The following is an 18096-nucleotide window of genomic DNA, read 5'->3' on the forward strand; positions in this document are numbered from 1 at the left end:
GAATGAAAGTCAGGGATAAGAAAGTCCAGAAGATGACCAAAGATGGTCTGGTGGAAGAAAACCTGACGGATAAATCTTCTGTTCGTGTCAGTAACCGTGTCAGTGATGTGCAGATGGGAATAAAACAGGGGGAAAAAGCAGAAAACCTTGTGGATAAGTCTCCCCGCCAGTCTAAGCGAAGCGGGAAAAATATCCGTCCCTCTGTGCAAAAATCCAGGGATGCACCGGAACTGATGCGAACGGAGAACCAAAGTGAGGATTTTGGACAAAATAGAAAGCAACAAAACCGGAAAAGAATCCGTGCTGTGAACAGAAAAGAATCAAGATTTGCGGAAAAATCCGAAGCCAGCCAGTCAGGGAGACTGAAAGAAAAACGTGCGGATCTTTCAGAAAACAGAGGAGACAGCCGGAGTAAGAAGAATGGTGGAAGTAAGAAACCAAAGCAGAAACAGCGTCTGAAATTTGCTTATGAAGAGACTGGTGCTTCTGTGAAAAATGACAAAGATATGGAGAAATTGAACCAGATGGATACGGATGGAGTCAATTTCCGTCATCAGAAACAGAAGGAAAAAGCCAAAAAGTTTTCTTATGAGGAACCAAGAAAGAAAAAGGAAGCAAAGCAGCATTCCAAGAAGGCACAGGTTTATCAGGCAAATGAAGGAGAGGGTTCTGGAAAGAAGAAATCCCGCCTGAAGTTTGGCGAAGGGGAATCTGTGAAAACAGAAAAAGCTTTTGTTGTTAAGAAAGCAGGAAGTGCAACTTCCGCAGCATTGCACCGTGAGATCAGTAAAAATGAAGACGATAATGCGGCAGTAGAAGGTGCCCATAAGTTGGAAGAAGGCTGCGAAGGTATTTACCGGCTGGAACAGAGAAGTGCCAAACAAAGGAAACAGAGGGCTTCCAGAAAGAGAAGCAGACTGGAGAGACAGGCAGAGAAACAGACACAGGCGGCAGCCCGTCAGGAGCAGAAGAAGCTAAAAAAACAGATTCAGAAGCAACAGATCAAACGGGATTATGCCAAAGCAAAACGAAGTGAACAGACAGTAGGAACAGCTACAAAAGGTACGATTGATTATATCAAGAAGATTGGCGGCAAAGTCACCAACTTCTTTAAAGAAAACCGGAAGGTGTATATCAGTGTGGCAGTTCTGATCGGATTGATGTTTCTGATTATAACGAATGTCACGTCATGCTCTGCAGTATTTTTACAAAATGTGATCACTTACACGGGAACCAGTTATCTGTCATCGGATCAGGCAATCCGGGAAGCGGAACTGTATTATACACAGTTGGAAGCTAATCTGCAGGAGCGGATTAACAACATGGAGTCTGAAGAACCGGGACATGAGGAATACCGATATAACATCGGGCCTATTGAGCATGATCCGTTTATCCTGATCAGTTATCTGTCAGCAAAGTATGAGGAGTTTACTTTTGAACAGGTCAAGCCTGAACTGGATGCATTGTTTGCAGAGCAATATCATCTGACTACTGAAGCAGTCAATGAGACTGTGACAGAGACAGCAACAGTAAGAGTTGGAGAATCGTTGGGACAGGTTGTAACAAGCGGATATTGTAACTGTCCAATCTGTTGTGGTATTTGGAGCGGAGGCCCGACTGCCAGTGGAGTATACCCAACTGCTAATCATACCTTAGCGGTAGATGCTTCCAATCCGTTTGTTCCAATGGGAACAAAGGTGGTCATGAATGGTGTCGAATATACGGTAGAAGATACCGGAGCTTTCGCAAGATACGGTGTACAGTTTGACGTTTACTATGATAATCATGCGGCGGCATCCGCACATGGGCATAAGACCTGGGAATGTTATCTGGCAGATGATAATGGAAGCCAGGAAGTGGAAGTGACCAGGACAAGAGATGTAGATGTGCTGAATGTCACCTTAAACAGTGGAAATCTGATGTTGATCTGTCAGGACAGGCTGAGATTTTTTCAGAAAGAACTGTTCAGTGCCTATAACGATACGAAAGGCAATTTACAGATGTTTGCGACACCGGTTGATTTTAACTGGTATTCCAGTGTGACAAGTTATTATGGATATCGGATTCATCCAATTTCAGGAGCAAATCAGCTTCATAATGGTATGGATATCGGAGCACCGGAGGGAACGAAAGTAATGGCAGGGCTGACCGGAACGGTTACAACTTCTGCTTATAACGATAGCTATGGCAATTATGTTGTGATTAAGGACAGTAAAGGCTATGAACTGCGGTATGCACATTTAAGCAGCCGGAGTGTATCTGCAGGTGCATCCGTCACGAAAGGTGATGAGATTGGTCTTGTAGGAAATACTGGAAATTCTACAGGAAGCCATCTTCATATTGAACTTCTGAAAAATGGAGAGCGCTTAAACCCGATCTTTTATCTGGAAACTGGAGAAGGGACAGGCTTTGGCGGCAATGAATACACCAGTGAAGCGGCACAGCGTTTGTTGAACGAAGCAGCGAGATATCTGGGAACACCGTATGTGTGGGGTGGATATTCTCCAAGTGGATTTGATTGTTCTGGATTTGTAAGTTACTGCCTGACAAACTCTGGTGTAAGAAATACAGGAAGATTGACTGCACAGGGACTGTACAACATTTGTACACCAGTATCCCAGTCGGAGGCACAGCCGGGAGATTTGATTTTCTTTACTGGAACTTACGACGCAGGGGAGCCGGTAACGCATATCGGAATCTATGTAGGCAATGGTCAGATGATCCATTGTGGACATCCGGTGCAGTATACGTCCATCAATTCTCCATACTGGCAGAGCCATTTCTATGGATTTGGACGATGGTAAGAAAAAAGGGCGGCTGCATCAGCCGTCCGGAAAGGAGAAGCGATGAAAAGTCTTGAAAAAGCAACGGCAGATTATGAGAAAGCCAAGGAAAAAATGGAAGCATCCAAAGCCAGATATGAAGCAGACTTAAAGCGTTTCAAGGCTGCGGAGATTGCAAAAACAGAAGCAGAAAATCTGGAAATTGTAAAAATTATCCGTGCAATGGATATGAGTATTCCGGAATTGGAAGCTTTCAAAAAGAGAATGAAAAATGAATTGCCCGGCAGGGTAGAAATACAGAAGGAGGAAACAAAAGCCGATGATGAATCTGGAAAAAATGAAACAGAAGAAGAGAACAATTACTAAAAGCAGGGTAAAAAAGAGCTTGCTTGCAGCAACGACATTTCTTTGCCTGACAACACCTTTGCTCCAGACACAGACTGCTTATGCAGCTGAGAATACCACACCTGCGATTACGATTGAGAAACCGGATGGCTGGAAACAGGGTGAAACAACCATTGCTGTTACGGTAGATGCCAGCCATATGCCGGAAGGTTTCTCAATAGCAAAGATTGAAGCAAAAGCAGGAAAAGATGGAAGCTGGCAGGATGTAACCGGAAGCGGAAGTATCACGATCACTGGAAACCAGACAGTGTATGTGCGTGTGACAGATGGTGAGGGGAAGGTCTATGAGCAGAATCGCTCTATTAAGTGTTATGACACGGAAAAGCCGACACTCTCTGCTTCCCTGACAGATGGTGTGCTGACGATTCAGGGGAATGATACAGTATCCGGGATTACTGCGGTAACCGTCAATGGCACCACTTATACAGACTTGAAGGATGGAATGCTGAGAGTGCAACTGACACAGAAAGATTTTACTACAAAACAGATTGAGATTACGGTAACAGATGGTGCTGGAAATACTTCTGAAAAGTATGTGTTGCAGAATCCTTACTATGAATGGGCAAAGAAGCAGGCAGAAAAACAGAAATCTTCCAGGGACAGCAATGGTGCAATGGCAACTACGACCAGTGCAGATGCAACGGGGACTGAGAAAACAACGACTTCTCCGCTTCCGCAGGATGCACAGGCTTCTGAGCCGACAGATGCAAAAGGAACCGTGGATGATCGGACAGTAACAGGTATTGAGGAACAGCTTAATAAAGAAGGCGAGACGGCAGAAGCCGTTACCAAAACAGCTACGGAAGGCACAAAAGAGTTTTATACCATTTCAACGAAGAGTGGTAAGATTTTCTATTTGATTATTGACAATTCAAAATCTCAGGATAATGTGTATTTCCTTACAGAAGTCAGTGAGAAAGATCTGATGAACTTCACACTTTCTGATTCAGTGACACTTCCGGAAGTGGATACGGTTTATGCAGAACCAGAGAAAAAAGCAGAGGAAGAAAAACCGGAAACGACAGAGACAGATGAGAAAGATAAGGTGGAGGATGAAATCCAGATGCCAGAAGATAAAAGCCCATTTGGAACGTATCTTCTGATTGCGCTGGTAGCAGTCGGAGCTGCGGCAGGAGGATATTACTTCAAAGTCTATAAACCAAAGCATGAATATGATGACGAGGATGAGATGGAAGAGGATGAAGATGAATCCGAAGATTCAGAGTCAGAAAAACGGGAAGTAGACGATGCAGATGAGCAGGAAGAAAGTGCAGAACCGGAAATCCTGAGAGATGAAGATTTCAATGATGATGTACTGGAAGATGAAGAAGAGGAGTAGGAGTAAATGAAATTAGTGATTGCAGAAAAGCCATCGGTTGCGATGGCACTGGCTTCCGTGCTTGGAGCCAGAACAAGAAAAGATGGCTACGTGGAGGGAAACGGTTATATCGTTTCCTGGTGCGTAGGACATCTGGTTGGATTATGCGATGCATCGGAATACGATGAAAAATATAAAAAATGGAGATATGAAGATCTGCCGATTGTGCCGGAATGCTGGAGACACAAGATTTTGGAGGGCACAAAGAAGCAGTTCGGAATCTTGAAAAAACTGATGAGAGATTCCAAAGTAGATGAAGTGATCTGTGCTACTGATGCAGGACGTGAAGGAGAGTTAATCTTTCGTTTGGTGTATGAGCAGGCAGGATGCAAAAAGCCGATGAAGCGGCTCTGGATCTCTTCTATGGAAGAACAGGCAATTAAAGATGGATTTGCGTCATTAAAAGACGGTTCGTGTTATGACAGTCTCTATCAGTCAGCACTTTGCAGGGCAAAGGCAGACTGGCTGGTGGGAATCAATGCGAGCCGTCTTTTTTCCGTTCTGTATAACCAGAATCTGAAAGTTGGAAGAGTACAGACACCAACACTTGCCATGATCGTGGATCGAAATCAGAAGATCAAGGAATTTACCAAAGAAAAATATTATATGGCTCATATCAAGTTTGACGATATGGATGCGGTCACAGAGCATTTTCAGAAAAAAGAAGATGCAGATAGAGTGGCTGCGGACTGTATGGAGCGTATGTGCGAAGTGGAGAAGGATGATGTGAAAGAGAAAACGGTTCGCCCTCCAAAACTCTATGATCTGACCACTCTGCAGAGGGAAGCAAACAGAATGTTTGGCTATACCGCTCAGCAGACATTGGATGCCGTGCAGGAGATGTATGAGCAGAAGCTTGTCACTTATCCGAGAACAGACAGCCAGTATTTGACAGATGAGATGGGAGAAAGCACTGAAACACTGATCCAGATGTTACTTGGAAAAATGCCTTATGTCGGAGGTCTGGAATATCAGTCGGATGTGAGTAAGGTATTAAATTCAAAGAAAGTATCCGATCACCATGCCATTATCCCAACCATGGAAGTAGCAAAGGCAGATATAGGTAAACTGAAAGAACGAAACTGCAAGATTTTGTATCTGATCAGTGCCAGGGTACTGACAGCAACCGCAGATCCTTATATTTATGAAAGCCATAAATGCCAGATTACCTGTAATTATCATACGTTTTATCTCACGGCAAAGAAAACAAAGCAGGAAGGATTCAAGTCGATCGAAAATAAATTGAAACAGTTCTTTGGCGTAAAGAGTGAAAAAGAAGAGCCGGAGCTGGATATCTGGGATGGCAAGCATTACGGTCCTTGTGATTCTTTTGTATCGGAGCATTTTACACAGCCACCGAAACAGTACACAGATGTGATATTTTGTGAGCGTAAGGAGTGGATAGGAATTGAAGAAAGGAGTTCAGCATGAGAAGAAAAAAAGATAAAAGCAATGGCATTACTGCTTTGTATGAAAGACTGTCTCGTGATGATGATAATGCTGGAGAGAGTAACAGTATAGTTCATCAAAAGCAAATGCTTGAAGATTATGCTATGAAACATGGTTTTACGAATCTTGTTCATTTTACCGATGATGGTTGGAGTGGAGCGACCTTTGACAGACCTTCATGGAACAGACTTGTTGAAGGTGTTAAAAACGGAGAAATCACTGCCTGTATCTGCAAAGATATGTCCAGAATCGGCAGAGACCATTTGCAAGTAGGTTTTTTCACTGACATTCTGTTTAGAGAAAAGGAAGTTCGATTTATAGCAATCAATAATGGTATTGACAGTGACCGTCAAGAAACCAGTGAGTTTGCCCCTTTTCTGAATATCATGAATGAGTGGTTTGTCAGGGACACAAGTAAGAAAATTAAAGCTGTACTGAAATCCAGAGGTTCTTCCGGCAACGCTCATACAAGTAATATCCCACCATACGGCTATTTGAAAGACCCCGAAAACCCCGACCATTGGATTATTGATGAAGAAGCTGCTGAAGTAGTCCGCAGAATTTATCGCATGACTATTGAGGGAAAAGGACCTTATCAGATAGCAAGAGAACTTTCAGAAGAAAAAATTGAAAGACCATCTTATTATCTTGGCAAAAAGGGACTTGGAAATCATGCAAGCAACTATGACAAAGAAAATCCGTATATGTGGCGAGGAAATCAGGTTACTACTCTGATTGCCCGACCAGAGTATATCGGAAAGACTGTCAACTTCAGGACATTCAAAAATTCCTATAAGGACAAAAAGACGAAAAGGGCAGATAAGGAAGATTGGGTGGTTTTTGATGATACACAAGAGCCTATTGTCGATGAAGAAACATGGCTGCTTGCTCAAAAGTTAAGACAGAATGTAAGAAAAGCAGATCCTATGGGCGAGCCTAATGTTCTGACCGGAAAGATTTACTGTGCTGATTGTGGTGCGCCGATGTATAATCACAGGCAGCGGAAAGGGCGAGAAAGAATATACTATACTGCCAAAGGCGAAAAAAGGACAAGTTATTCCAATCCGGCAGATTGTTATGAATGTTCCACATATAATCTTGCTTATCAGAAGTATGACCGACATTGTACTTGCCACCATATTTCAACAAAAGCACTTAAAAGCATCATTCTGAAAACCATACAGGAGACTTGCCATTATGTTTCTTTGAATGAGCGGGAGTTTGTTTATTCTCTGCAAGAAGAATCGGCGATGAAAGATATTGCTGTTTCTGAAACTGTAAAAAACCGCATTGAAAGAAATCAGAAGCGAGTTCACGAACTGGATATGCTTATCAGGAAAATCTATGAAGATAATGTGATTGGAAGATTGCCGGACAGACTTTTTCAGAGTATGCTTACTGATTATGAAAATGAGCAGAACGAGCTGAACAAGATTATTGAGACTGACACCGCTGATATGCAACGGATTATAGGCGGTCAAAATAATGTGGAGCGTTTTCTAAAGCTGGTTAAAAAGTATGAGAATATTACAGAACTTACTCCTGCCATGATAAATGAATTTATCGACAAAATTCTGGTTCACGAGCCACAAGGAAAAGGTGCAGACCGCACCACAGAGGTGGAGATATATCTTAACTATGTCGGGCAATTTCAAGTACCTGTGGAGCAGCATGAACCAACAGAGGAAGAAAGGATTGCTGCTGAAAAAGAGGCGGAACGACTTCGCAGAAAACGAGAATCCAATCGTAAGTATATGAAAAAGATTCGTGAGAAATCAAAAGAATTTGCGGAGCATGAGCGTATAGCAGAAGAAAAAAGTTCTGATAGCAATGTGTGTGTTGAACAGAACGTCACAAGCAAATCAAATCGGCAAAAAGTGAAAGGAGAAAAAATAGCATGACAGAATTGAAATCACGAATCCATGACAAAAGCAACGGTCTGGACTATGTTCTTGTGGGCGATTACTATGTGCCGGACTTGAAGCTACCGGAGGAACACCGCCCTATCGGTATGTGGGGCAGACTGCACAGGACATATTTGGAGCAGTACCGCCCTACAAGGTTCTCTGCCCTCTGTTTATCCGGCGAACTGCATACTTACCTTGCTGACCTGGACGAACAGGCAACGGAAAGGTGCAGCCTTATCATTGAGCAGATGAAACAAGCCGAGGGCGTGACCGAAACCATGAAAGCAGACAATCAGATGTTGTGGGTACAGTCCATGAACTCTATCCGTAACCGAGCCGAAGAAATCATCAGACAGGAAATGATTTACTGCTGATTTTATCAAGTCCAAAACCAACAAATTTGTATCGTAAACGAAGCGACAGGTATTTCCTTATGAAGTGTCTGTCGCTTTTCATTTATCAAACTTTAAGGAGGAAAACACAATGAAGATGAACCGGAATGAAATGGAAGCCCTTTATGCCTTTGGCTGTCCGAACCTGAAAGCAACTGTCGAGCGTTTGCGTATGGTAGCTGCCCTTGCACCCGATCCAGTGGCGAAGAAGCTGTTTTATATGCTTTCCGTCAAGCTGAGTGCTGAGGGTGTTGAAAGGTGGTATCGCTGCTTTTACTGCAAGCTGCGTGTGTTGAAAAACCATAGGGAGGGCTGCTATGACGAGACTGACGAAGATTGAGAAAGAAACAATCGTTCTCTTTAATGAGGGCGAGGACAAGGCAAATATCTACACCCACAACGCCGGATTGAAAAAGAGGTTGGCTGCTTTTGCTAAGAAGTACCCTGACCTTTGCCGACTGGAAAAATCCAATGTTCAAGGCGGTGTTTCTTATGAGCTGGCAAAGTCCCGTCTGTCTATCCGTTTCCTGCCGCCTTACAGTGAGGAACGCAGACAGAAAGCCAGCGAATATGCGAAAAAGCATGGGCTGAACAGCCAGCAGGGATAATGTGATAATCAGGGCTGATATGCGGTTAAAATGTCAGGTGCAGACCTGATGTTTTGACCGTTGCCTATCGCCTGTGAGGAAAGTATCGGGGACTATGGATTTTGCGGAAATGTGCGTTACAAGGCTTGAACAGGAACTCTGTACACAAAATTTTTTCTTCCATTCTTTAAGTTGATGAAGTATAATGAGATATGAAAAATTGAGGTTTTTAATACTCGATTTCAAACAATCATTTTTATATAGCTGGAACTATGGAGGGCAAAAATGAATAATTTTTTACGAATGTGTTTGAATATAATTACACAAATAGGTCCCTATTTAGTTGTACTTCTTCTTTTGAAATATCTTGTAAATCTTCAACAAAAGAGAGCTAAAGAACGAGAGGAAGAACAGAAAAAGGGAATAATTAGGACGCATTATATAATAAAAACCGAAAAAGTACTTACTATGTTTTTTGTATTGGCGGTGTTTCTTTTTGGGGGAGCTACGGTAGCCAGTGCTATTCAACAAGATGATTTATTGCCACCAATTGGTTTTAGTATTTTCTTTATTGTTTCTTTAATCGGCTCATTGAACATGATTATGTGGAAACTGGAAGTGAACGGAGATGAAATCACATGGCGTTCAACTTTTGGAAGAAAGAGAACTTTTCACTTTGAAGATATTACCTATTGCGAGAGAAAGAAAGGTTCTATGCGTGTATATGTAAATGGAGAAAAATTATTTACCATTGATAGTAATATTGACAAAGAAGAATTTATGGAGGACATAAAAAGAAGAAGAATCCCTGTAAAATCTTACTGGGCAAATCAGCATAAGAAAAATCGTAAATGACATAGATTTTATAACAGTACGATGTTAGACAACTGAATATGACCGTCAAGGTCAGATGAAGAAACCGATGTATTGAGCGTAAAGCGATCATGCGTCGGTTTTTCTTATTTCATGAGCTGACAGAATTCCGACTGTATATCACCCGTGAGGAAAGTATCGGTGACTATGGATTTTGCATAAATGCGCGTTACAAGGCTTGAACAGGAACTCTGCACACAAATTTTTTCTTCCATTCGTTAAGTTGATGAAGTATAATAGACAAAAGATAATTTTAGAAGTGAGCTTTTCGGGAGGCAGTATATATGGAAAAAAGTAAGGTAGAATTTGTATATAAAAATATTTCTTCATTAAACAAGATAAGTATAGTGAATAAAAAAATATTTCGTATTTTGCCATATATTTGTGTGCCATCACTTGTTGTAGGGGGAATTGCGGTTTTTCTAAAAGAAATGTTGCCTATAAAAGGAGTGTTGCCTGATTATATTAGGCTTGTTTGCTTAGTCATATTTTTCTTAACCTTTTTGATGTGGTTGGTGTCTTTCTTTTTTGAATACATTTTCCTGTTTTTATGGAAATGCCCTGTATGCAAAGGAAAATTTCCATGGTATAAGACTACTTTGGGATATTTAGGAGAAGAAGGAGGTAGTCTTGTAAATAAAGAAGTTAAAGATATTTGTGACCGCAAGGATAGGAAAATATCTTTAATTCAATATGAAAATAGCAATTTAATCATTCCCAAAAAGTGTCCGCATTGTGGGGAAGTTATATGGAAAAAATAATTTTTGTAGATTACCTGTAATCTGCCACAACTGGATATGACCATCAAGGTCAGATGAAGAAACCGATGTATTGAGCGTAAAGCGATCATGCGTCGGTTTTTCTTATTTTATGAGCTGGCAAAGTCCCGTCTGTCTATCCGTTTCCTGTCGCCTTACAGTGAGGAACGCAGACAGAAAGCCAGTGAATATGCGAAAAAGCATGGGCTGAACAGTCAGCAGGGATAATGTGATAATTAAGGCTGATATGCGGTTAAAATGTCAGGTGCAGACTTGATGTTTTGACCGTTGCCTATCGCCTGTGAGGAAAGTATCGGGGACTATGGATTTTGCAGAAATGTGCGTTACGGGTAAGTAAAAAACTACTTGATAGAGTGTGAATTGAATTGTTCATGTCGGTATGATATAATTTACTGAAATGAAGCAAGAAGGTGGACTTTTGTATGAAAAAATTTTTGAAAATATTGCTAATCATTATAGGAATAGTTTTTCTAATTTTTGCAGCGCTAATATGTATTGGACTGTTTGTTGATTATGATGACCATATTGAAAATGGTCGTTATACTTATGTTCCGGAAGAAGAAAACAAAGGAAATGAGTATATTGAGTTTAAGTTGACAGATAATGGCAAAGACGATTCTAAACTTACATATTATAACTCTATCGAAGAAGCTATTTTGAATTCCCCCTTAAAAGCAGAACATGAAGATTTATCAGCTCCAGAAGATTTTCTTAATCATGTTGATGAAATATTGCATATATGGAATGGCAAACAGTATGATACGATTTTCTATCGAGCAGGAAGTGATAACGATCCCGTTCAAGGTTTTGTGATTGCACGCTGCAAAAAACAGATAGAAAATGAAAGTACACAATATGCGTTTGTAAATGCCACACCATCTACCACTACACCAGATACCACTTATGGGGGAGACTTCAAAAAATTTATCCATTTATCTTTAACAATAAGTGATATTCAACAAGACTTAAATCCAAATTATCCGGATACCAGATTCGTTTTTGGCTATGCACATGATAAAGAAATTTACTCATTAGAAGTAGAAGGTCAAAAGCCAGATGGGATTATAGAATATGAAGAATATGGTAGAACGATGTATATGTGGTATTATAACGATTTGAAAAGCAATAAAAGAGGCGATTGTCTGAGCTACTCAGTAGATGTGCCAGAGTAATTTTTCAAATTGGCTAATCTGCCACAACTGAATATGACCGTCAAGGTCAGATGAAGAAACCGATGTATTGAGCGTAAAGCGATCATGCGTCGGTTTTTCTTTTTGCAAAATAGTCCGGTGGACTGTTTTGTAAAACCGAAGGAACTGACAGAGCTTGGGACGGGGCGAAGTCAGTTTGTTCGGGCGGGAGTACGGAGGGTGCAACCCTTTGTGCATGGGTACAGGGAATGCAATATCCCTGTGCAGGTCAAGGGCGGCAGCCTTGCCCAGTTAAGTGGCGTTTCGCCACTTAGTACTGGGTATTACTTGACGCAGAAAGCCGCAAGGAATCAGCTTCGCTGCCCTTCTCCCCTGTCGGGGAAATCAAAAAGAAAAGGAGGAACTCATGTGAAATTAACAAGACACAATGGACGAGCCGGAAAGAATGGCGTTTATAATCCGAAGCACAATGACCGCAGTTTTGACATTGCCAACAGCGAACACATTGACGAAGAACGAGCCAAACAAAATCTCTATTGGGACTGTTACAATGGCTTCCGCAATTTCAAAAATCCCGATAAGGAAAATGAGCTGTCTGCCACTTTTGAAGATGTGGAACAGCTTTTTTATCGTCAGCGGTATCGTGATTTTGTAACCGGACAGAACGAAAGAAATGTGAAGAACCGACACCCTGAAAGGAATAAGGAAACCGGTGATTTGCTCAAAAGCAAAAAGACCTGTCCAGAGGAAACGGTCTATCAGATTGGAACACTTGATAATCATGTTCCACCGGAACTGCTCATTGAGATTGTCACAGAATTTATGGAAATCGTAAATGAGCGTTTCGGCTCTCATGTCCATATCCTGAATTGGGCGCTGCACTTGGATGAAAGCACCCCTCATATTCACGAGCGTCATGTGTTCGACTGTGAAAATCAATATGGGGAGATTGCCCCACAACAGGAAAAGGCTTTGGAAGCACTGGGATTTGAACTGCCGGAACCGGAGAAGCCTGTCGGAAGAAAAAATAACCGCAAGATGACTTTCGATTCAGCCTGCCGAGTGTTGCTGTTCGATGTGGCGAAAAAGCATGGCTTACAACTGGAAGAAGAACCCGAATATGGTGGTCGTGCTTATCTGGAAAAACAGGACTATATTCTTTTCAAGCAAAAGGAGCAACTGGCAGCACAGGAGCAAAAGTTGGAAGAACTCACGATGAAGATTGAAGATGTGGAAGCTCTGGTGGACGAGGTTGCCGATATTGCCTATGACAAGGCGGTTGAGGTCGTTGCTGATACTGTAAAACTGGAAACGCACAAGGAGGATATTAAGCTGGTGGAGCAGTCTAAAGCGTGGGTTCTCTCCCCTGAGCGTAAGGCTTCAAAGAAAGAAGTTGAGTATGCAGTGAAACGATTGGATGGCGTGATTGCCAGAATCACAAACGCTATGAAATCAACCATTCAGAAAATCCAAACCACGCTGATGAAACCGGAGGTCAAAAAAGCCGGAACGGAGCAAATCAAGAAGAAAGCTAAAAGTTCCATTATAGAGCAGTTGAGCCGCAAAAAGAAAGAAATAGCAGAGCGTGAAGTCAGCCGGACGGATCAGGCAAAAAGCAAAAAACAGGATATGGAACTCTAAAGCACTTGCTGTTTTCACTTTGAAAATGACAGGTGCTTTTGCTTTAGGGAGTAAGAAAATATCTTCCATTCTTTAGGTTGATGAAGTATAATGATAGTAAGAAATTTTTTGTAATGACCTTAATCCAATAAGTGATTTTGCAATTATTCAGTAAAGGATGTAATTATATGAAAAAAGTATTGTTGCTTTCCAGTGTGATTATTATACTCGGTTTAACAGGCTGCTCTAACAAATATTTCAATGACTGGTTTAGCTCTGAACAAAATGAAACGGATAAGATGTGTCAACAAATTATCGAGGCATGTAAGCAACAGGATTCAGAGAAACTAAAATCTCTATTTTCCGAAGAAAGCAAAAAGAACATTGAGAATTTAGACACTGAAATCTCTGCTTTTTTCGATTATATTGAGGGCAGTATCCAAAGGTTTGAGGGCGATTGTGCATCATCAAGTGAAAGCAACTATGGTAAAAGGAAAACGGAATTGGATGGTATGTATCTCATATTGACAGAGAAGGAAAGGTATTGTATGAATTTTTATATGTATAGTCAGGATGATGAAAATGCCCAAAATGTGGGGATATATAAAATTGAAATTGCATTGGAGAGCGAAGTGGCTGAGGATAATTTTATATGGGATAATCCCCCAAACGGTATTTTTGTTGGAGGACAAAATTGATTTTTGTTATGAGAGAACATTAAAGTATAAATTTCGGATGGTATAAGAAAAACTGACTACAATTAAATCTTCACAGCTTTACTAAGCAGGAAATCTGAAAAGTTCTCCTGCTTTTTTGCACTCAAAATAGAATGTGGAACTCTAAGACACTTGCTGTCTTCGTTTTGAAAATGACAGGTGCTTTTGCTTTGGGAGGCAAGAAAAAATCTTCCATTCTTTAGGTTGATGAAGTATAATGTAAGCAACAAACTTGAAGTTTAAGGGGATGATATTATGGATTTTGCTATATTTAGATTGTTTATAAGAGTTTCATTATTTGTTATAGCGTTAATTGCTTGCATTATCTATCTAATTAAAAAAAGAAAACTTATCTATTCGATATTTTTTGATAAAGAAGCGATAAAAAAAGAATATACTGGAAAAAATGATATAATATTTCTTCGATTGGCTAATACCATTCTTGTTATAGTAGCTATTCTTTTAATCTTATATTTGAAAGATTTTGTTTTAGATATGCCTTACATCATAAACAAACAGTATAGTTATGCAGAAGGATATGTAACTGAACAATCTCATGGTGGTGCAGATATATCTTCTGAAAGAAGAAGTGTTTTTCTATATGATAAAGTTAAAGATGATGAAATCGAAATCACAGTATTTTCAAGGTATATTGATAAAAATACTTATTTAAAGGTACAATATCTTCCGCATACGAAATATGGTGCTATTGTAGAAATTAAATAATTCATTCTAAAAAGAAAATTTCCAGTTTGTATAACTGGCAACCCAACCACAATTAAATCTTCACAGCTTTGCTAAGCAGGAAATCTGAAAAGGTCTCCTGCTTTTTTGCACCTAAAATTAAATATGGAACTCTAAGGCACTTGCTGTTTTCGTTTTGAAAATGACAGGTGCTTTTTTCGTTTCAGGAAAGGAGTCACATGAATGTATTTGAAGTTGTAAAAGAAAATGTTACTGCCCGACAAGCCGCAGAAGCCTATGGCTTGAAAGTGGGTCGCACAGGTATGGCGTGCTGTCCGTTTCACTCAGATAAGTCCCCCAGTATGAAGCTGGATGAACGCTATTACTGTTTTGGCTGCGGAGCAACCGGAGACGCTGTTGATCTCACAGCGAAGCTATTCGGTATCGGGCTGAGGGAAGCTGCTGTCAAACTTGCTGAAGATTTTGGTCTTAACTATGACAGCCGACAAAAGCCCAGTGTCCGCCCTCGTATTCGTGAGCCGACACCGGAACAGAAGTATCAAAAAGGAGAAAATCATTGCTACAAGGTGCTGACGGATTATTTTCATCTTCTTAGAGAATGGGAAAAGAAATACGCTCCTAAACAGCCGGATGAGGAATGGAATCCCCTGTTTGCAGAAGCACTGCATAAGAAGAACTATATCGAATATCTGCTTGATATTCTTCTGTATGGTTCATTGGAGGAACGAAAAGCACTTGTGGCAGAACAGAGAAAGGAGGTGTTAAAACTTGAACAGCGAATTGCAGAACTGTCAGCAGACAGAACCATGCACAGTAGAAGAAATCCGAAACAGCTTAGAGCAGAGCGAGAAAGGTAAGGTTTATAATACTGCCGCAAATTATAAGCGTGTTCTGCAATATGACCCGCTTTTGAAAGGGGCTATCCGAAAAAATCTTCTGACCGAAAGAATCGACATTGTGAAGCCCCTCGGTTGGTATCGTGACAGCCCGACATTGACGGATGTGGATGTGAAATATCTGCTCCTATATTTTGAAGAAAACTATGGATTGACCGTAGAGAAGAAAATCATAGACGCAGTTGCGGTTATTGCCAATGAAAACCGTTACCACCCTGTCTGTGATTTTCTCAATGCCTTGCAATGGGACGGAACGGAACGCATACGCTTCTGTCTGCACCGCTTTCTCGGTTCTGATACAGATGATTACACCTATGAAGCATTGAAGTTGTTTCTGTTGGGTGCTATCTCACGAGCCTTTAAGCCGGGGTGTAAATTTGAGGTAATGCTCTGTCTTGTAGGCGGTCAGGGAGCCGGAAAGTCCTCTTTCTTCCGTTTGCTTGCGGTCAATGATGACTGGTTCTCTGATGATTTGAAAAAGCTGGATGATGAAAATGTGTACCGCAAAATGCAGGGGCATTGGATTATTGAAATGTCGGAAATGATTGCAACTGCCAACGCTAAGAGCATTGAAGAAATCAAGTCCTTTCTGAGCCGACAAAAGGAAACCTATAAGATACCCTATGAAACACATCCGGCAGACAGAAAACGACAATGTGTGTTTGGAGGTTCTTCTAATACCCTTGACTTTCTTCCCCTTGACCGAACAGGCAACCGCCGCTTCGTTCCGGTTATGGTCTATCCTGAAAGGGCTGAGGTTCATATTTTGGCGGATGAACAGGCTTCCAGAGAGTATATCAATCAGATGTGGGCAGAAGCTATGGAGATTTACAGAAGCGGCAATTTCCGTCTGAGATTCAGTCCGGCTATGAACGCTTATCTGAAAGCCCACCAAAAGGACTTTATGCCGGAGGACACAAAGGCAGGACAGATTTTAGATTATCTGGAACGCTATTCCGGCAGCATAGTCTGCTCCAAACAGCTTTACAAAGAAGCACTGGGGCATGATTATGACGAACCGAAACAATGGGAACTGCGAGAGATCAATGACATTATGAATAACGCTGTCACAGGCTGGAGGGCGTTCAGCAATCCGAGGTATTTTCCAGAGCCTTACCGCAGACAAAAAGGCTGGGAGCGTATCAGGAACGACAACGAGCCTGACAACAGCATGGATGGTTTTCAAGAAATCCCGACAGAGGAAATGGAACAGTTAGGGCTTCCGGAAGAATGGTTGAAGCAAAAATAAAAGCCAGTTGTCGCTTCGGTTGTCGAGCCGGTTGTCGGTCTGGTTGTCGGGTAAAAATCCCGAAAGCCTTGATATTGCGGCACTTTTCCCTCTCTGACAACCATGACAACCAATATTATAAAGAAAAAGGAAATAGTAAAAAGATAGTATCGCCCGATAAAGAAAAAAGGTTTTCTGATGTCCGTTGTCGGAACTTCGTTGTCAGACCTTTCCTTGTCGGGCTTTTTTCATTTAAGGAGGAATATCGTATGACAAATATTGTGAACAGTACACTACCCACCCAAAATAACCATTCGGAGAAAAACAAACCGGATGGAGTTTTTGTGATTAAGCAAGGCAAAACAAATTATAAAGTCAAAGTGTTTTTTGACCATAGTAGCGGTTTGACTGCGGAGGACAGGTTGAAACGCATTATTCAGGCAGAAGCAGAGAGAGAATCTGCGTAAGTAATATGAAAAATATCCACGCACCCCCTTGACAAAAGCTTTCAGAAGATACCCTGCTTTCTGCGATGGAACGTGCAGGGAATGAAGAACTGACCGAAGATACAGAAAAGAAAGGACTTGGCACACCGGCAACAAGGGCAGCAATCATTGAAAAACTGATTCAGTCTGGTTTTGTGAAAAGGGAAAAGAAAAATCTGGTGCCGACAGATGATGGCAATGTCCTGATTACGGTTCTGCCGGATGAGATTAAATCTCCGAAGATGACAGCAGAGTGGGAAATGGCATTGAATCACATTGCCCAGAATACAGAGACAGCAGATGAATTCCTAAATGGGATTACAGAGCTGATGCAGGAACTGGTTGCCAGATATCAGGGGATTTCAGAAGAAAAGAAAGAGCAGTTTCAGGGAAAAGCAAAAGGAGAAGTCATTGGCAAATGTCCCCGCTGTGGAGCTGATGTCAGGGAAGGAAAAGTAAACTTTTACTGTTCTGACCGGAACTGTGCTTTTGCCTTATGGAAGAATGATAAATTCCTTGCAAGCCAGGGGAAAAAGATGGATAAGACGACAGCAAAAAAATTTCTGTCTAAAGGAAAAATCCATTATAAGGATCTGTTATCCAGAAAAACAGGGAGACAGTATGAAGCAACCGTGGAGATGGTTGATCCCGGCGAGGGAAATGTGCAGTTCAATCTGAGTTTCCCGCAACGATAAGCAGTGTATTGCAGGCAGTCTAAGGACTGTCTGTTTTAATACAAATA

At 41.3% G+C, this 18096-nt stretch carries 18 protein-coding genes; all 18 read left to right on the forward strand.

Annotation, left to right across the window (positions count from 1 at the left end; translation table 11 throughout):
• Positions 1-2 precede the first annotated feature (2 nt).
• The 18 genes from GPK88_RS19585 to GPK88_RS08115 all read left to right on the forward strand — a co-directional run bounded on the left by GPK88_RS19585 (position 3) and on the right by GPK88_RS08115 (position 18049).
• Complete coding sequence (locus tag GPK88_RS19585) at positions 3-2804, forward strand: CD1108 family mobile element protein (protein ID WP_215707681.1); 2802 nt, start codon at positions 3-5, stop codon at positions 2802-2804.
• Between the two features lie 42 nt (positions 2805-2846).
• Complete coding sequence (locus tag GPK88_RS08030; RefSeq protein WP_005344193.1) at positions 2847-3149, forward strand: DUF4315 family protein; 303 nt, start codon at positions 2847-2849, stop codon at positions 3147-3149.
• Positions 3121-4527 (forward strand): CD1107 family mobile element protein, encoded by a 1407-nt coding sequence (locus GPK88_RS08035; protein ID WP_252197712.1) that lies wholly within the window; start codon positions 3121-3123, stop codon positions 4525-4527. The genes GPK88_RS08030 and GPK88_RS08035 overlap by 29 nt, the downstream gene beginning before the upstream one ends.
• A 6-nt stretch (positions 4528-4533) precedes the next feature.
• Complete coding sequence (locus GPK88_RS08040; protein WP_215707666.1) at positions 4534-5997, forward strand: DNA topoisomerase; 1464 nt, start codon at positions 4534-4536, stop codon at positions 5995-5997.
• Positions 5994-7916 carry a recombinase family protein gene (locus GPK88_RS08045; protein ID WP_005930780.1) on the forward strand — a complete coding sequence of 641 codons (1923 nt, stop codon included), beginning with the start codon at positions 5994-5996 and terminating at the stop codon, positions 7914-7916. The genes GPK88_RS08040 and GPK88_RS08045 overlap by 4 nt, the downstream gene beginning before the upstream one ends.
• Positions 7913-8296: a TnpV protein gene (locus GPK88_RS08050; RefSeq protein WP_005930786.1), complete on the forward strand. Its 384-nt coding sequence runs from the start codon at positions 7913-7915 to the stop codon at positions 8294-8296. The genes GPK88_RS08045 and GPK88_RS08050 overlap by 4 nt, the downstream gene beginning before the upstream one ends.
• A 109-nt stretch (positions 8297-8405) precedes the next feature.
• A complete protein-coding gene (locus GPK88_RS08055; RefSeq protein ID WP_005930789.1) occupies positions 8406-8654 on the forward strand; it encodes a hypothetical protein in 249 nt (82 codons plus the stop codon).
• On the forward strand, positions 8632-8922 hold the full coding sequence (locus GPK88_RS08060; RefSeq protein ID WP_005930793.1) for a hypothetical protein: 291 nt from the start codon (positions 8632-8634) through the stop codon (positions 8920-8922). The genes GPK88_RS08055 and GPK88_RS08060 overlap by 23 nt, the downstream gene beginning before the upstream one ends.
• Positions 8923-9186: 264 nt before the next feature.
• Positions 9187-9756 (forward strand): DUF6560 family protein, encoded by a 570-nt coding sequence (locus GPK88_RS08065; protein WP_035393633.1) that lies wholly within the window; start codon positions 9187-9189, stop codon positions 9754-9756.
• Positions 9757-10058: 302 nt separating this feature from the next.
• Positions 10059-10535 (forward strand): hypothetical protein, encoded by a 477-nt coding sequence (locus GPK88_RS08070; RefSeq protein ID WP_215707667.1) that lies wholly within the window; start codon positions 10059-10061, stop codon positions 10533-10535.
• Positions 10536-10975: 440 nt separating this feature from the next.
• Positions 10976-11725, forward strand: coding sequence for a hypothetical protein (locus GPK88_RS08075; RefSeq protein ID WP_215707668.1), 750 nt, complete (start codon positions 10976-10978; stop codon positions 11723-11725).
• A gap of 84 nt (positions 11726-11809) precedes the next feature.
• A complete protein-coding gene (locus GPK88_RS08080; protein WP_215707669.1) occupies positions 11810-13345 on the forward strand; it encodes a plasmid recombination protein in 1536 nt (511 codons plus the stop codon).
• A 167-nt stretch (positions 13346-13512) separates the two neighbouring features.
• A complete protein-coding gene (locus GPK88_RS08085; protein ID WP_008394495.1) occupies positions 13513-14022 on the forward strand; it encodes a DUF5104 domain-containing protein in 510 nt (169 codons plus the stop codon).
• A gap of 273 nt (positions 14023-14295) precedes the next feature.
• Positions 14296-14766 (forward strand): hypothetical protein, encoded by a 471-nt coding sequence (locus tag GPK88_RS08090; protein ID WP_008394496.1) that lies wholly within the window; start codon positions 14296-14298, stop codon positions 14764-14766.
• 197 nt (positions 14767-14963) lie between these two features.
• Positions 14964-15602 (forward strand): CHC2 zinc finger domain-containing protein, encoded by a 639-nt coding sequence (locus GPK88_RS08095; RefSeq protein ID WP_003864559.1) that lies wholly within the window; start codon positions 14964-14966, stop codon positions 15600-15602.
• Entirely contained in the window at positions 15514-16890 is a 1377-nt protein-coding gene (locus GPK88_RS08100; protein WP_044930255.1) for a virulence-associated E family protein, read from the forward strand. The genes GPK88_RS08095 and GPK88_RS08100 overlap by 89 nt, the downstream gene beginning before the upstream one ends.
• Positions 16872-17336, forward strand: coding sequence for a TnpW family protein (locus GPK88_RS18845; RefSeq protein WP_008394497.1), 465 nt, complete (start codon positions 16872-16874; stop codon positions 17334-17336). Before GPK88_RS08100 ends, GPK88_RS18845 begins: the two co-directional genes overlap by 19 nt.
• A gap of 65 nt (positions 17337-17401) precedes the next feature.
• The gene (locus tag GPK88_RS08115) at positions 17402-18049 is read left to right on the forward strand and encodes a DNA topoisomerase (protein WP_252197713.1); all 648 of its coding nucleotides are present in this window, start codon (positions 17402-17404) and stop codon (positions 18047-18049) included.
• The last annotated feature ends 47 nt before the right edge of the window (positions 18050-18096 follow it).

This window comes from Blautia sp. MCC269 (assembly GCF_018785655.1).
In the GTDB taxonomy this organism is placed as follows: domain Bacteria; phylum Bacillota; class Clostridia; order Lachnospirales; family Lachnospiraceae; genus Blautia_A.

Coding starts and splice junctions, on each gene's coding strand:
- GPK88_RS19585 (WP_215707681.1), top strand. CDS start 3: ATGAAAGTCAGGGATAAGAAAGTCCAGAAGATGACCAAAGATGGTCTG.
- GPK88_RS08030 (WP_005344193.1), top strand. CDS start 2,847: ATGAAAAGTCTTGAAAAAGCAACGGCAGATTATGAGAAAGCCAAGGAA.
- GPK88_RS08035 (WP_252197712.1), top strand. CDS start 3,121: ATGAAACAGAAGAAGAGAACAATTACTAAAAGCAGGGTAAAAAAGAGC.
- GPK88_RS08040 (WP_215707666.1), top strand. CDS start 4,534: ATGAAATTAGTGATTGCAGAAAAGCCATCGGTTGCGATGGCACTGGCT.
- GPK88_RS08045 (WP_005930780.1), top strand. CDS start 5,994: ATGAGAAGAAAAAAAGATAAAAGCAATGGCATTACTGCTTTGTATGAA.
- GPK88_RS08050 (WP_005930786.1), top strand. CDS start 7,913: ATGACAGAATTGAAATCACGAATCCATGACAAAAGCAACGGTCTGGAC.
- GPK88_RS08055 (WP_005930789.1), top strand. CDS start 8,406: ATGAAGATGAACCGGAATGAAATGGAAGCCCTTTATGCCTTTGGCTGT.
- GPK88_RS08060 (WP_005930793.1), top strand. CDS start 8,632: ATGACGAGACTGACGAAGATTGAGAAAGAAACAATCGTTCTCTTTAAT.
- GPK88_RS08065 (WP_035393633.1), top strand. CDS start 9,187: ATGAATAATTTTTTACGAATGTGTTTGAATATAATTACACAAATAGGT.
- GPK88_RS08070 (WP_215707667.1), top strand. CDS start 10,059: ATGGAAAAAAGTAAGGTAGAATTTGTATATAAAAATATTTCTTCATTA.
- GPK88_RS08075 (WP_215707668.1), top strand. CDS start 10,976: ATGAAAAAATTTTTGAAAATATTGCTAATCATTATAGGAATAGTTTTT.
- GPK88_RS08080 (WP_215707669.1), top strand. CDS start 11,810: ATGCGTCGGTTTTTCTTTTTGCAAAATAGTCCGGTGGACTGTTTTGTA.
- GPK88_RS08085 (WP_008394495.1), top strand. CDS start 13,513: ATGAAAAAAGTATTGTTGCTTTCCAGTGTGATTATTATACTCGGTTTA.
- GPK88_RS08090 (WP_008394496.1), top strand. CDS start 14,296: ATGGATTTTGCTATATTTAGATTGTTTATAAGAGTTTCATTATTTGTT.
- GPK88_RS08095 (WP_003864559.1), top strand. CDS start 14,964: ATGAATGTATTTGAAGTTGTAAAAGAAAATGTTACTGCCCGACAAGCC.
- GPK88_RS18845 (WP_008394497.1), top strand. CDS start 16,872: ATGGTTGAAGCAAAAATAAAAGCCAGTTGTCGCTTCGGTTGTCGAGCC.
- GPK88_RS08115 (WP_252197713.1), top strand. CDS start 17,402: ATGGAACGTGCAGGGAATGAAGAACTGACCGAAGATACAGAAAAGAAA.